Origin of the sequence: Streptomyces roseoviridis (genome assembly GCF_039535235.1) — a bacterium.
Lineage (GTDB): Bacteria > Actinomycetota > Actinomycetes > Streptomycetales > Streptomycetaceae > Streptomyces > Streptomyces roseoviridis.
In genome coordinates this window covers 540593-554970 of the sequence record NZ_BAAAWU010000001.1, presented here as the reverse complement: position 1 = coordinate 554970, position 14378 = coordinate 540593, and the positions used below count along the sequence as shown (strand labels likewise).

Sequence of the window (14378 nt, the reverse complement as noted above, 5' to 3'; positions counted from 1 at the left end):
CGGTGCGTTTTCGCATGATCCGTTCTCCTTGACGCGGATGGTGCTCTGGATGTGCTCTGGTTGTGCTGTGGTGTGTGCTGTCGGTGTGGTGTTGGCGGTACGGGCCGGGGAACCGGTTCCCGCCGGCGTGCGGAGGCCCGCGGTCGCCGTCAGGCGCTCGCCGCCGTCCAGCCGTCCCGCCGACCGCCCGGCCGGGTGTGGGTGGCCCCGATGCGCCTCGGCCCCCGGCCGCTGCCGGCGGGGCGGAGCACCTCTCCACGGGTCTGGGCGAGGACGTCGTCCAGGGCCGCGAGCAGGTCCTCCTCCGCGGCCTTGGTCCGCAGGCGGTGGGCGGCGCTGCCGCGGGCCAGGGCCTCCTCCGTCAGGGAGACGACGGCCTCCCAGTCCCCGTGCTCCTCCAGGGTCGGGCGCAGCCGCCGGAGCATGCCGCGTACGACCGCGGGGGCGGGCGCCGCGAGCCGGGTGACGGGGTCGATGAGGTCGCCCTCCAGACCGGACCGGGCGGCCCGCCAGGTGGCCGCGCGCAGCCATTCGTGCCGGCCGTCGCATCCCGCGCTGCCGGTGGCCCGGACCGTCTCGCAGGCGTCAGTGACGAGCGCCCGGAAGAGCGCGGCGATCAGCACCACCGTCTCGACGCGGGGGCAGGCGTCGCAGATGCGCAGTTCGAGCGTCTGCAGGTGCGCCGACGGGCGGATGTCGTAATAGATCATGCCGGAGTCGCTGAGCACGCCCGAGCGGACGAGCTCGTCCAGCGTGCGGTCGTACTCCTCGGCATCGGCGAAGCACGCCGGTGCGCCCGAGGTGGGCCAGCGCTGCCACACCATGGTGCGCCAGCTCGCGTAGCCGGTGTCCTCGCCGAGCCAGAAGGGCGAGCTGGCGGACAGGGCCAGGAGCGGCGGCAGCCAGGGGCTGACGGCGCACATGGCCCGCACCGCGGTGTCCCGGTCCGGCACGTCGATGTGCACCTGGGCACCGCAGATCAGCTGCTCGTCGGCGAGCCGCCGGTACTCGTCCGTCATGTGCAGGTACCGCGCGTCCGTGGTCGGCGGCACGGTGCCGAGCCGGCTCAGCGGCGCGGTGCCCGCGGCGGCGATGGCCAGGCCCTGGGAGGAGGCGGCCCGGTCGAGCCGTCGCCTCGAGGCGGCCAGATCCGCGTGCAGGTCCTCCAGGGAGTCGTGCACTCCGCTGTTGGTCTCCACCACCGACTGCTGCAGTTCGCGTGCGTATCCCTCCGCGTGCGCGCCCAGCCTGCGGAGCACCGCATCGGCTCGCGGGGCGAGTGCCCCGCTTTCGACGTCGATCAGGTGGAACTCTTCCTCGACCCCGATCCTGACGGTCACGGCGCCTCCCAGCGGACGATTCGGCTTTTCCGACCGGCCGCCGTGATCGACGGCGCCGGTGTGACCGTACGGGTGCCCCGCTTCGGGGAACGTATGCACAGCAGTGCTCATATGAGAAGTAGTGCGCACGCCTGAGCGCCCGGGGGTGGGGTACCCCCGGGCGCTTCCGCAGGACGAGTGCCCGCTGCGGAGGGATTCATGGCCCCTGCCTGCGGCTGCGCGGCTCGACGGGGTTGCGGCGCACCTCGTCGGCGTCAGCCGGGACGGCGGCCCGGCCGTGCGCGGGCCTCCTGCGGCGGTGACGGCCAAGGGCCGCAGGGCGGAGTCCCGGTCCTTCGTGGTGATCGCCGTGGCCGCCCGCACGTGGCCGCCCGCTCGCGGCTTGCCTGCGCGGGTTCCGGGACCGTCGTCGGCCCTGCCCGGCCCGGCCCCCGCGACCCGTGGGCCTCGGCCGTCCCCGTCGGGCGGCCGGCCACCGCGGATGCCGTAAGCCGCTGTGCCCGACGTCGAAGAGCCTCGACCCGCCGTGCCGGGCGCTCGGCGGATCGATCAGGGACGCCGGCCAGGAGTCGACAAGTCGGTCGTGGTCGGCGGCGGAGGCGCGGCCACGGGCACTGTCAGACCCGGCCCGTAGCGTCGGAGGACATGGGGCCGGGAGTGCCGGCCCACCGTCGCAAGGGAGCCGTCATGGGTGAGCTCAGCGTGGACCGACAGCACCTCGACCACCTCCTCGTGGACGCCGCGAGCGGGTACGACGCCCCCTACCAGCAGGTGTTCGCCGAGCTCGCGGTCTCCCACCGGGGACGACCCGCGGCGACGATCGTGCCGCTGCTGCGCGCGGCGGCGGAGCGGGCGCTCCTCGGCTTCACCCCGGCCGACCTGGCCGACCAGGCGGAGGCCATCAGCAGCGGAAGACCGTACGAGCTGAGGATCCGCGTCATAGGCCGGTAGGTCCGTCGGCCCGTCGGCCCGTCGGCCCGTCGGTCCGTCGCCCGTCGCCCGTCGGTCCGTCGGTCCGTCGGTCCGTGGCCCGTCGGCCCGCGGCCGGGCGCCGGTGCCCGGCCGCCGACCGCGAGGACCCGTCCGGCGGCAGGCCCCGGGCCGGCGGGAGACCCCGGGTCGGCGGGAGACCCCGGGTCGGCGGGATCGGCCCTGCACAACCGGATGCCGGGGGCCGCGTCCCACCCCCGGCGCGTGCGTCCGGAGCCCGGAGCGATGCCGTCGACGCGCCGGATCGCCCGCCCGGAAGGGGCGGGCGCACCGCCGTCCCGCGTCCGGACGCGGCGGATCCCGTAGGGTCGGAAAATGGCCAAGTACTTCGACGTCCATCCCCAGTCCCCGCAGCCGCGCACCATCGGCACGGTGGTCGACAGCCTCCGGTCCGGATCCCTGATCGCGTACCCCACCGACTCCTGCTTCGCGCTCGGCTGCCGCATCGGCAACCACGACGCCCTGGAGCGGATCAAGACCATCCGGCGCCTGGACGACCGGCACCACTTCACCCTGGTCTGTGAGAACTTCGCCCAGCTCGGACAGTTCGTGCACGTCGACAACGACGTCTTCCGCGCCGTCAAGGCGGCGACTCCGGGCAGCTACACCTTCATCCTCCCCGCCACCAAGGAGGTCCCGCGCCGGCTGATGCACCCCAAGAAGAAGACCGTCGGCGTGCGGATCCCGGACCACCCCGTCGCCCGGGCGCTCGTCGCCGAACTGGGCGAGCCCCTGGTGTCGAGCACGCTGCTCCTGCCCGACGAGGAGGAGCCGCTGACGCAGGGCTGGGAGATCAAGGAACGGCTCGACCACGTGCTCGACGCCGTCGTCGACTCGGGCGACTGCGGCACCGAGCCCACGACGGTGGTCGACTTCTCCGGCGGCGGCGCCGAGGTCGTACGGCGCGGAGCGGGCGACCCCTCGCGCTTCGAGTGACCGGTCGGCAGCGGGCGTGCCGGCCGGCACCCGGACCCCGACCTGCTGCGATGCCGGTGGTCCGGGTTAGTGTGCCCTCATCGGCGAAGCTGAAGAACGGAGGCCGACCATGGGCAGGAACCGTGCCGGCCGGCCGCCGGGCACCCGGACGAACCGGGACGGGCTGACCGAGCGACAGCAGCAGGTCCTGGACATCATCCGCCTGCACACGCGGCAGCACGGCTTCCCGCCGTCGATGCGGGAGATCGCCGCGGCCGCGGGGCTCCTCAGCACGTCCAGCGTCTCGCACCAGATCCGGGCCCTGGAGAAGAAGGGCGTCCTGCGGCAGGACCCCCAGCGCCCGCGCGCGTACGTGCTCGCCGACGGCGGACCGGACACCGACGCGACCGGCGGGGGCCCGCGCACCGGCGCGACCGGCGTCGGGCCACAGAGCCCGATCGCGCGGGAGGGAGAACGACAGGCCGTGGTCGTGCCCTTGGTCGGGCGCATCGCGGCCGGTGCGCCCATCACCGCCGAGGAGCACGTCGAGGACACCCTCGTGCTGCCCGCCCAGGTCGTCGGCGCGGGCCGGGTGTTCGCCGTCACCGTCGTCGGCGACTCGATGCGGGACGCCCACATCGAGGACGGCGACGTCGTGGTCGTCCGGGCCCAGGACACCGCGGACGACGGCGACATCGTCGCCGCCATGCTGGACGGGGAGGCCACCGTCAAGCGCCTCTCCCATGACGGCCCGCACGTCTGGCTGCTCCCCGCCAACCCGCGCTACGAGCCGATCCCCGGCGACGAGGCGACGATCCTGGGCAAGGTCGTGTCCGTGTTCCGCCGCCTCTGAGGAACGTACGGGCCACCCCGGCGGCGCCTCCCTTCGTCGGCGGTGTCGGCAGTGTCGGCACCCGGGGCGAGGCCCCGCTCGGCGTCAGGGCGGGCGCAGCGCGGGGCCCCGGCCTCCTCCGTCCCGTCCCGTCACCTCAGCGCCGACGCGTCCGGCACCACCACCCCGTACAGGTCCCCGATCGTCGCGAGCGCGCCCCGGTGGAGCTGCTCGGCGGACACCTGGCCGCCCGGGGTGGCCAGGGGGCGGGTGGCGCAGGCGTCGGCGACGACGGTGGGGCGGTTGCCGCGCAGAAAGGCCCCGGCCGTCGTGAACGCCACGCACATGTGAGTCATGAACCCGGCGACGACGACGTCCTTGGTGCCGGCCGCGTCGAGGTGCTCGCCGAGGTCCGTGCCGACGAACGCGTCGGGCGCGGTCTTGACCACCACCGGCTCGCCCTCCACCGGCGCCACCCGGGGATGGATCTGCCCGATCTCGGCACGGATGTCGTACGGGGTCCCCTCGCCGCCGTCGTTGATGACGTGGACGACCCGGGCGCCCGCGGCCCGGGCACGCGCGAGCAGCTCCGCGGCCGCGTCGAGGGCGGCCTCCCAGCCGGCCAGCTCCATCACGCCCCGCGTGTAGGTGTTCTGGTAGTCCACCAGGATCAGGGTGGATCCGGCGAGCGAGGCCGGGGTCGGGTCGAAGCCGCTGAGCTCGCGCAGGGTGGTCGACGCCGCGGCGGTGGAGGGCGCCGCGGGGGAGGCGGCGGAAGGCGTGGCGGGGGAAGGCGTGGTGGTCGGCATGACTGCCCTTCTACGTGGTGCGGTGGGTCCCCGGAACGGGGCCCGGTGGCTGTGCTCCCACGCTACGAACCCCCTCGGGATGGCGGCAATGTCATGTGAGTTGCAGATCCGGACATCGCCGTGTCCGGGTCGACGGTGAGGGCGGGCCCCTCGGAAGCGAGCGCCGGCGGGGCGTCGCCGGCCGAGGTGTCCGGGCGGTGACGGCGGGTCAGCCGGGACAGCCGGGTGGCGAGGGGCTCGGTGTAACGGGCGGTGAGCGGGCCCAGGACGACGAGGATGAGGACGTACGCGGTGGCGAGCGGGCCCAGGGACGGCTCGATGCCCGCGGTGACGGCCAGTCCGGCGATGACGATGGAGAACTCGCCGCGGGCCACCAGGGTGCCGCCCGCGCGCCAGCGGCCCTTGACGGAGATGCCCGACCGCCGGGCCGCCCAGTAGCCCGTCGCGATCTTCGTGGCGGCGGTGACGACGGCCAACGCGAGCGCGGGCAGCAGCACGGGTGGGATGCTGGCCGGGTCGGTGTGGAGGCCGAAGAACACGAAGAACACGGCGGCGAACAGGTCGCGCAGCGGACTGAGGAGGTTGTGGGCGCCCTCGGCGACCTCACCGGACAGGGCGATGCCCACCAGGAACGCGCCGACGGCGGCCGAGACCTGGAGCTGCTGGGCGAGGCCGGCGACCAGCAGGGTCAGGCCCAGGACCACGAGGAGCAGCTTCTCCGGGTCGTCGCTGGAGACGAAGCGGGATATGAGCCGCCCGTAGCGGACCGCGAGGAACAGCACCAGGCCCGCCACGCCGAGCGCGACGGCCAGGGTGACGCTGCCCGCGGCGAGGCCGACGCCGGCGAGGAGCGCGGTGACGATGGGCAGGTAGACCGCCATGGCCAGGTCTTCCAGGACCAGGATGCTCAGGACGACCGGGGTCTCCCGGTTGCCCAGCCGGCCCAGGTCGCCGAGCACCTTGGCGATGACGCCGGAGGAGGAGATCCAGGTGACCCCCGCCAGGACCACGGCGGCGACCGGACCCCAGCCGAGGAGCAGGGCCATGGCCGCGCCGGGGAGGGCGTTGAGGGCGGCGTCGACGAGACCGGCCGGATACTGGGTCCTGAGGTTGGTGACCAGGTCGGTGGCCGTGTACTCGAGGCCGAGCATGAGCAGCAGCAGGATGACGCCGATCTCGGCGCCGATGGCGACGAACTCCTCGCTCGCGCCGAGCGGCAGCAACCCGCCCTCGCCGAAGGCGAGTCCGGCGAGCAGATAGAGGGGGATGGGGGAGAACTTCAGCCGTCCGGCGATCCGGCCGAGGAGGCCCAGGCCGAGGATGATCGCACCGAACTCGATGAGGAAGACGGCGGACGAGTGCATGGATCACTCCCTTTCGAGTATCAGGGCGGCGGCGTCGACCCCTTCGCGGGTGCCGATGACGATGAGGGTGTCGCCCCCGGCGAGGCGGAAGTCGGGGCCGGGGGAGGGGATGGCGTCGGCGCGGCGCAGCACGGCGACGATCGAGACGCCGGTACGGGTGCGCATCCGGGTCTCGCCGAGGTGGCGGCCGTTCCAGTGGGAGGCGGAGGACAGCGCGATCCGCTCGGCCACGAGGCCGAGGTCCGTGGTGGAGAGCAGGTTCGGGCTGTGGTGCGAGGGCATCAGGGCGTCGATCAGGGCCTCCGACTCGCCTGCCGTCAGCCGTACCGACAGGGAGCACTGATCGGGGTCGTCACGGTGGTACGCGCTGAGCGTCCGTGTGCCGTCGCGGCTCGCGACGACCGAGAGCCGGCGGTCCTCACGGGTGGTCAGGTCGTAGCGCACGCCGATGCCGGGCAGCGGAGTACGGCTCATACGGGCGGTGGACACGCGGATGCTCCTGAGGGTGGGCAGGGGAGGGTGGCACCCCCCGCGCGGCGAGGCGGCGGGCGGCTTGACCATGACTTTACCCAGGTAGCGAAAGGGTGCTTTCCCTGACACATGCGGGTCTAAGGGACCGTTCCGGCCCTCATGGAGGCTCCGCGCGCGGATGGGTCACGCCGCGTGCCACCGCGTCAACGGCGCCGTGGAGGGCGCTCCTTGCGCGCCCGTTCGTGTCGTGATCGGATGTGCTGTCCGTTCCAAGATCATGACATGGGGGGTACATGATGACCGGGGCCATGGACCGCAGGTCCGTCATCCGAGGAGTGACGACGGCGGGTGCCGGTGTCGCCGCGGGGGCGCTCATGGCGGGCGGCGGCACCGCGTACGCGGCGGGTGCCGGGGGAGACCCGTACGTCGTCAACGTGATGAGCCACAACGCCGATCCGACGGGCGCCACCCCGAGCGACACCGCCTTCCGCGCGGCCGCCGCCGAGCTGCTCGCCGCCCCCAACTGGCAGAAGAACCCGATCTCGGGGACGATCCTCAAGAAGGTCCTGCTGATCCCGCCGGGCAACTACCTCCTGACGCAGCCCGATTCGCTCCTGCCGAACGTCGACGGCCGTGGCGGCGGCGGAGTCGTCGACGGCATCACCATCACCGGCTACGGCAAGCGGATCTCGCGGATCGTGTACGCGCCGACGGCGAACGACACCACGCTGTGGACGAACTACCGGCGCTACAAGAACATCCGGATCTCCGGCCTCACCTTCACCAGCGACAACCCCACCTCCAGCTTCTGCTACTCGTACGCGGAGGACAACGGATACGGCGCCCAGGACACCTGGTACACCGACGTGGAGTGGCGGGGCGACTGGAAGCGCGGCATCGGTCTGGACGGCCCGCCGGACGCCACGACGGCGGGCGTCGCGCAGTCCGACCTGAACAGCGAGATGGGCTGGGACCACTGCCAGATCGGAGGCACCTACTCCGAGGGGTTCCTGGTCACGGGCATGAACTCGGCCGCCACCCAGCAGGACCAGTTCCTGAACTACTGGTTCCGCGACTGCAAGGTGGAGTTCAAGTCGGGGGTGTTCGTGAAGAACGTCCGGGGCGGCTCGATGAACTTCATCGGCGGCTCCTACATCCTCACCGACACGACGAAGCCCGGCACCTTCTTCCAGCTGACCGCCGACGCCTCCTCCCGGTCCGACTCCGTCCTGCGCCTGTACGTCCAGGGCATCCGCTTCGAACTGCGCAGCCGGGACCACAAGGTGATCCACTCCCGCTGGACGCGGGGCAACATCACCTTCGTGTCCTGCGACGACACCGCGCAGCACTTCCAGCCCTTCGCGCCGACGGCCGTGCCGCACGCGTACGACTTCGCCGTCGACGGCGCCGGCGGGCCCATGGTGCGCTACGTCGACTGCGCGCTGATGGGCTCCCACCAGGTCAGGACCGGGACCGCGCCGACGACGTCGGGCAAGGTGCTCTACGACGGCTGCCGCTTCATCGACATGACCAAGGCGACGGGCACCGAAGGCTTCCTGCGCTGGACGGGCGCGGCCGCGCCGCGCCACGAGATCCGCGACTGCCTGGCCGGATCGACCTACACGGCTGACGTGAAGTACCCGGCCTGACCCGGTCGCCGCGAGGGCGGCACGGGGGAGACCCCCGCACTCCCCGTGCCGCCCCTCCCCGTTCCCCCTCGCCGAGCAGTTCCGGTGGCGCCGCGGCTACGGGGGTACGGCCGCGGCGCCGGGCACGACGATAGGGGGCGTGGCCCCACCCCCTGAAGCCGCCCTTTTGGGGGGCTTGCGCCGCGACCCGGCCGACTCGGCGGCACGCCTCGGGGAGCCAGGCCGTCCTCGACATGCTCAAGGGCCCGTGCGCACGGCGGACTCCTGTATCCAGGAGCGGGTTCCTTAGACGTCGTTTCTTATGGCTGTCAGAGCGGCATGAGAGCCTCCTGGCATGAGCTACGACCTTGCTGTCTGGGAAGGCGAGAGGCCGGCGGATGACAAGACCGCTGGCCGGGTCTTCGACGACCTGTACGACCGCTACATTGACAGCGAGGTGGAAGAGCCTCCGTCCGAGCGCATCGCGGCTTACGTGGCCACGTTGCTTGAGCGGTGGTGCGACCTCACCGAGGACGAGGAGGACACCTCGCCCTGGTCAACCGGGCCGCTGATCGGCGAGGCCAGCGGCCCGCTGATTTACTTTCCCATGCGGTGGGGCATGGCCGAGGAGGTGTCGGCGTACGCGGCGGCCGTGGCGGAGTCCATGGGGCTGGTCTGCTTCGACGTACAGCAGAACCGGCTCAGGCCGTAAGCAGAGCCGTCAGTCGGCGGTAGCCGATGAGGGCTGCGGCTATGCCGACGAAGGCGAGGAAGTGTTCGGCCTTGCGTTCGTAGCGACGGTGAAGTCGTCGGCAGCCGGCCAACCAGGACACGGTTCTTTCGACCACCCACCGATGCCGGCCCAGCCGCTGCGAGGACTCGACACCCTTGCGGGCAATGCGATGGCGGATGCCGCGCTCGCGAAGCCATCGGCGCAGGTGGTCGTAGTCGTAGCCCTTGTCTGCATGCAGCTTCGCCGGCCGCCGACGCCGGGGACCACGACGGGATCGGATCGGTGGGATGCCGCACACAAGCGGCTCCAGGCCCAGACTGTCGTGCATGTTCGCGCCGGAGATGCCTAGGGACAGCGGCAGTCCGTTCCGGTCGCAGATCAGATGAATCTTCGATCCCGGCTTGCCGCGGTCGGTCGGATTCGGTCCCGTCAGCGGCCCCCTTTTGCCGCCCGCAGACTGACCGAGTCGATCGCGCACCGCGACCAGTCCAGCTCGCCCCGCGCGCCGAGTTCGTCGAGGATCACGCGGTAGAGCCGGGCCCAGACCCGTTCCTGGCTCCACTGGGCGAACCGGCGGTAGACCGTCTGCCAGGCCGGGCCGAACACCGGTGGCAGCTGCCGCCAGGTGCAGCCCGACGTCGCCACGAAGATGATCGCCGCCAGGGCTTCGCGGTCACCTGACCGGCGGCGGCCACCGCCCTGCGGGCGTATCACCTCAGTCGGTGGCACCACCCGCCGGAACAGCACCCACAACTCGTCCGGCACCAGTCGCTCCACGAGATCCGCCATGCACGGATCAACGAACGATCACGCCATAAGAAACGACGTCTTATAGTCCTGGGGCTGCCCTGGCCTCCAGGGCGGGGGGACGCGGACACCCATACGTCCGGTTGTGAGCTGACATGAGAAGATTCGCGGCCCGATGGCTGCACGCGTGGGCGCCCGCCCTGGCCGCCGTCCTCCTCGTCGGGAGCCAGGCGACGCCCGCCACGGCCCTCGTCCCCGGGGACGCGACGGCGACCGGCTACACCCGCGAGTCGGTGCGCGCGGCGACCTGGAACATGTGCGGGGAAGCCGGCGGTCGGACCGCCTCGGAAGACGGGTACTGCCCCTGGCGCAACGGTGCCGCCACCGGAACGTACGACGAGGACGGCTTCTCGATCCCCGACGGCTCCGGCCCGCGCAGGAAGATGGAGGGCGTCGTCAGGCTCATCAACGAGCGCAAGCTCAACGCCGTGCTGCTCCAGGAGGTCTGCGTCGGCAGGACACCGGGCGACGTCACCGGGACGAGCCACCTCGACGAGCTCGCCAAGCTCCTCCCCGCGGGCGAGTGGAGCTTCGCCTCGGCGGGTGTGACCCGGCCTTCCGACCCGTACGAGGAGCCCGAGCGCAAGGACGCCGAGCTCCTCGACTCCGAGGGTTCGGACTGCCGTGGCGATCACCTGACCGGCACGCTGAGCAACGTCATCGCCGTCAAAGGGAAGATCACCTGGCGGTCGGAGGACGACTTCCACACTCCGGTCGGCACCGGCCTCTCCATGAGCAGCGGCACCATCCTCTGCGCCGAGGTGGAGGGGTGGGAGAGCCATCTGTGCAGCACGCACATCTCCAACTTCCACTCCGACACGACCAAGCAGAAGGACCCGACCAAACCGGAGCAGAATGACTGGGAGGTCCCCATCTCGGCGGCGACGGCCGCGGCGTACTACAAGCAGCAGCTCGACATCGTCGTGCGGGTGGTGAAGCAGTTCCCGTCCGTGGTTCTGGGCGGTGACTTCAACACCAGCAACCAGGAAACGCTCAAGCCGCTCTACGACCTGATGGCGGAGTGTGACCAGCGGGCGTACGTTCCCGGCGACGCCGTCAACGAGCACACGAAGCTCACCCGGGTCAACGAGGTCACGACGGCCAACGGGGGCTACACGTCGTACACCATGACCTCATCCAAGATCGACTACCTCTTCTCGACCGGCGGCTTCACCGGCTGCGACTCGCGGACGGAGTTCGGCGACCGCACGGACTACCTGGTCGCGACCCAGAAGGAGTGTCACCTGGGCAAGAGGAACTGCAGGCCCGACGACGACGCCTACTCCGACCACACCCCGGTCTACGGCTACACCCAGGGCGGTCCCGCCGTCTCCTGGAAGCTCGACGGCAGCGCCACCGCGACGACCGGCCCGACGGTCGCGCTGAACGGCGCGAGCAGTGATGGCACGAGCGACTGGCGGACGGCCGAGCACGGCGGCGCACTCTACATGGACGGGCGAGTGGACGAGGCCATCGTCGCCGGCGCTCCCGCAGTCGACACCACCCACAGCTTCACCGTCTCCGCCTGGGCCAAGCTCGATGCCGACGCGGGCACGTCCGCCGTCCTGTCCCAGGACGGCACCCGGGTCAGCGGCATGATCCTCTTCTACAACGCGAGCGACAACTCCTGGCGCTTCGGCCTGCCGAGGGCCGACGCCGACGGCTGGAACATCGACCAAGCCGTCGCGCCCGGCGCGGTCAAGGGCCGGTGGACCAGGCTCACCGGCGTCCACGACGCCTCCACCGGCAAGGTGAGCCTCTTCGTCGACGGCACGAAGAAGGCCGAGACCACGCACACCGCCAGGTGGAACGCGAGCGGCCCCTTCGTCGTCGGCCGCGACCTCGTCAGCGGCGTGCGTAACGCCGGCTTCAAGGGCCACATCCAGCGGGCCGAGGCCTTCTCCTACGCCCTGCGGGACGACCAGGTCGCCTCGTACGCCGGGACCATGGCGGCCCCGACGGACAAGAGCATCGTGATGCCCCCCGTGGAGGGCATGAACTCCCAGGGCTGCCACCAGCACGGCGGCGGCCTCTTCGGGAACGCCTTCGGCACCGCCGCCACGCTCACGCCGACGCTCACCGCGACGGTGCGGCACCCCGACCCCTCCAAGGAGGTGTGGGCCGAGTTCTCCCTGTGGGACAACACCACCTCGACCCAGATCCTGAGCCTGGGCACGCCCGGCTCGAAGAGCTCCACGGTCAGGGGCCAGGGCACCGTCTCGCTGACCGTGCCGACGCTCACCCCCGGCCACAGCTACGGCTGGCGGGTGCGGACGGCCGACGTGACGACCAACGACAACCCCGTCTCCGCCAACTGCCACTTCCTGACGCCCGCCGCCTGATCCCGCAGGCGAACCCGGTGTGCCCCGGTCGGATGCGTCCGACCGGGGCACGCCCCGTTTCGTACATCTGGACGAACGAGTCCGGTGGACTCGTTCGTCTACCCCGTGTCGAGGCTGTCCTCGCGGACCCGGCTGGCCAGGTCGATCTTGGTGTACGCGGGGCGGCCGGCCTGGCGGTACTTGGTCTTGACGCGGTCGAGGTAGTCCTTCGCCGTGTGGACCGTGATGCCGGCGCGGCGGGCGGCCGACTTGAGGGTCAGGCCGGAGGCGTAGTCCAGCAGGATCTGCCGTTCGCGGGGCGAGAGCCGGGGCCGGGCGGGGCTGGTGTCGTGCGCGCAGGCGAAGGCGAGTTCGGGGGAGTGGGCGCCGTGGCCCGCGGCGATGTCCTTGACGGCGGCGACGAGGGTGGGCAGGTCGTTGTCCTTCGTCAGATAGCCGTCGGCGCCCGCACGGACCGACTCGATGATCCGGGTGCGGTCGGGGACGGTGCTGATGACCAGGACCCGGCTGCCGGTGCCGAGGAGCCGCCGGATGTTGTCGGCGGGCACGGAGCCGTCCCGCAGGACGAGGTCGAGCAGGACCACGTCCGGCGGCGGCGCGGCGGAGCCGGACGCGAGCAGTTCGCCGACGGTGGCCGCGGTACCCACGAGGCGCAGCTCCGGCACGTCGCCCAGCCAGGCCCGCATGCCGTCCAGGAGCATCCGGTCGTCGTCGACGACGGCGACGGTGATCAGACCGGCCATCTCAGCTCCACCCGTACGCCCTCGCCGGGCGCGCTGTCGACGACGGCCCGGCCGCCGACCTCCGCCATCCGTCCGTGCACCGAGCGGCGCAGGCCGAAGCCGGACTCCCGGTCGCCGGGGGTGAAACCGGGGCCCCGGTCGACGACCGTCACGACGGCGCCGGGCCGGCCGTCCGGACCCTCGGCGGACCCCGTTGCGGTGAGGTAGGCGTGTCCGGTTCCGGCGTGGCGCCGTACGTTGTTGAGCGCCTCGCGCGTGGCGTCGGCGAACGCGGCGGCGACCTCCGGCGGCACCTCGGGCAGCTCGTGGTACTGCGCCGTGACCCGCAGCCGCAGGCTCTCCGCCGAGCGGACCGCGTCCTCCAGGGCCGCCCCGATCCCCTCGTCCGGGAGCTCGTCGGCGCCGCGCTGCACCAGCCGGCGCAGATAGGCGGCCTCCCGGGCGCAGCGCTCCCGCACCTCGGGCGCGTTGGCGTCGATGCCGCCCGCGGCGAGGGCGGTCAGGGTGGCGAGAACGGTGTCGTGGAGCGCGCGGTGGTGGGCGAGCCGCTCCGCGTACCGGGCCTTCTGCGCCTCGGCGGCCACGGCGCGGGCGTTCGCCTCGTCGAGCAGCCGGCCCTGCCGGCGCAGGTACCACCACATCACCCAGACCATGACGGCCGAGGACACCAGCGAGTTGAGGTGCCCGCCGAGGACGGCCCGGCTCGCTCCCACCAGGTGGTAGCCGTACAGGTGGGTCCCGACGAGCAGGACGACGGCGGCCAGGGCGTACGGACGGGAGAGGGCGACGGCCGCGACGGCGCTCGCCGACCCGCCCAGCAGCATGGCCCAGCCGAGCGACGGGGTGTCCCGCACGCCGCCCCAGGCGTACAGCGCGAAGGGCAGCGCGCACCCGGTGACCAGCACGTCCGCCCCGACCTGTCCGGGCTCGAACCAGCCGCGCCGCAGGGCGGAGCCGTACACCAGGACGCTCAGCCCCAGTGCGACCGCGAGCCCGAGATACGGCGCCGGGCGGTCCGGGCGGTGCTGGGCCACGGCGAGGACGCCGACGACGAGATGGCTCGCCCGGTAGAGGAGGGTGGTCAGGATCATGAAGGAGCGGGCTCGCCGGAGCGCCGGACCCGTCCCGCTCGGCCCCCGCAGCGCGCGCCACCGCGTCAGGGGCACGGACCCCTCCGCCACGACCATCTCCCACTCCCCGCCCTGTCCCGACCGTCCCCGTCGCCCCGCATCCTGCCCGCGCGGGCGGGCTCGGACACGCTTTCCACCAGCCCTTTCGCGGGCCGTGTGAAGGCGGTGTGCGGAGCGTGTGAGGACCGGTCGTACCGCAGGGTAACAGGCCGCTTCCGAGGGCTTGTTGGGCGTGGCATGTCCATGGTTACCTCGGGTAAGTCGTCGTCCGGAG

Annotated in this window: 13 protein-coding genes; 6 read left to right on the top strand and 7 right to left on the bottom strand. The window is 72.3% G+C overall.

All coding sequences use genetic code 11. The annotated features are described in order from the left end of the window. Window positions 1-149: 149 nt before the first annotated feature. Window positions 150-1340: a carboxylate-amine ligase gene (locus ABD954_RS02520; RefSeq protein ID WP_345484063.1), complete on the bottom strand. Its 1191-nt coding sequence runs from the start codon at window positions 1338-1340 to the stop codon at window positions 150-152. A 687-nt stretch (window positions 1341-2027) separates the two neighbouring features. Here ABD954_RS02520 and ABD954_RS02515 point away from each other — a divergent pair. The 3 genes from ABD954_RS02515 to lexA all read left to right on the top strand — a co-directional run bounded on the left by ABD954_RS02515 (window position 2028) and on the right by lexA (window position 4098). Beyond that, window positions 2028-2291, top strand: coding sequence for a hypothetical protein (locus tag ABD954_RS02515; RefSeq protein ID WP_345484062.1), 264 nt, complete (start codon window positions 2028-2030; stop codon window positions 2289-2291). A gap of 354 nt (window positions 2292-2645) precedes the next feature. Continuing rightward, window positions 2646-3266, top strand: coding sequence for an L-threonylcarbamoyladenylate synthase (locus ABD954_RS02510; protein WP_345484061.1), 621 nt, complete (start codon window positions 2646-2648; stop codon window positions 3264-3266). A 109-nt stretch (window positions 3267-3375) separates the two neighbouring features. Then, entirely contained in the window at window positions 3376-4098 is a 723-nt protein-coding gene (gene lexA, locus ABD954_RS02505) for a transcriptional repressor LexA (protein ID WP_345484060.1), read from the top strand. A gap of 131 nt (window positions 4099-4229) precedes the next feature. On the opposite strand, the gene ABD954_RS02500 is transcribed toward lexA, so the two are convergent. The 3 genes from ABD954_RS02500 to ABD954_RS02490 all read right to left on the bottom strand — a co-directional run bounded on the left by ABD954_RS02500 (window position 4230) and on the right by ABD954_RS02490 (window position 6724). Further along, entirely contained in the window at window positions 4230-4886 is a 657-nt protein-coding gene (locus ABD954_RS02500; protein ID WP_345484059.1) for an isochorismatase family protein, read from the bottom strand. A gap of 62 nt (window positions 4887-4948) precedes the next feature. Next, window positions 4949-6250 (bottom strand): cation:proton antiporter, encoded by a 1302-nt coding sequence (locus tag ABD954_RS02495; protein ID WP_345484058.1) that lies wholly within the window; start codon window positions 6248-6250, stop codon window positions 4949-4951. A gap of 3 nt (window positions 6251-6253) precedes the next feature. Further along, entirely contained in the window at window positions 6254-6724 is a 471-nt protein-coding gene (locus tag ABD954_RS02490) for a cation:proton antiporter regulatory subunit (protein ID WP_345491926.1), read from the bottom strand. Between the two features lie 305 nt (window positions 6725-7029). On the opposite strand from ABD954_RS02490, the gene ABD954_RS02485 reads away from it, so the two are divergent. Together ABD954_RS02485 and ABD954_RS02480 are read left to right on the top strand one after the other, a co-directional pair. After that, window positions 7030-8370 carry a hypothetical protein gene (locus tag ABD954_RS02485; protein ID WP_345484057.1) on the top strand — a complete coding sequence of 447 codons (1341 nt, stop codon included), beginning with the start codon at window positions 7030-7032 and terminating at the stop codon, window positions 8368-8370. 334 nt (window positions 8371-8704) lie between these two features. Next, the gene (locus ABD954_RS02480; RefSeq protein WP_345484056.1) at window positions 8705-9061 is read left to right on the top strand and encodes a hypothetical protein; all 357 of its coding nucleotides are present in this window, start codon (window positions 8705-8707) and stop codon (window positions 9059-9061) included. On the opposite strand, the gene ABD954_RS02475 is transcribed toward ABD954_RS02480, so the two are convergent. Further along, a protein-coding gene (locus tag ABD954_RS02475) for an IS5 family transposase (protein ID WP_382745999.1) occupies window positions 9051-9871 on the bottom strand; the annotation gives its coding sequence in 2 pieces (ribosomal slippage) (window positions 9051-9521 and window positions 9524-9871; 819 coding nt in all). The two genes, ABD954_RS02480 and ABD954_RS02475, sit on opposite strands and share 11 nt — an antisense overlap. Window positions 9872-9984: 113 nt before the next feature. Here ABD954_RS02475 and ABD954_RS02470 point away from each other — a divergent pair. Further along, on the top strand, window positions 9985-12231 hold the full coding sequence (locus tag ABD954_RS02470) for a LamG domain-containing protein (RefSeq protein ID WP_345484054.1): 2247 nt from the start codon (window positions 9985-9987) through the stop codon (window positions 12229-12231). A 98-nt stretch (window positions 12232-12329) separates the two neighbouring features. Here ABD954_RS02470 and ABD954_RS02465 read toward each other — a convergent pair whose 3' ends face one another. Both ABD954_RS02465 and ABD954_RS02460 read right to left on the bottom strand, forming a co-directional pair. Further along, window positions 12330-12974, bottom strand: coding sequence for a response regulator (locus ABD954_RS02465; protein ID WP_345484053.1), 645 nt, complete (start codon window positions 12972-12974; stop codon window positions 12330-12332). After that, on the bottom strand, window positions 12962-14140 hold the full coding sequence (locus ABD954_RS02460; RefSeq protein WP_345484052.1) for a sensor histidine kinase: 1179 nt from the start codon (window positions 14138-14140) through the stop codon (window positions 12962-12964). The genes ABD954_RS02465 and ABD954_RS02460 overlap by 13 nt, the downstream gene beginning before the upstream one ends. Window positions 14141-14378: the final 238 nt, after the last annotated feature.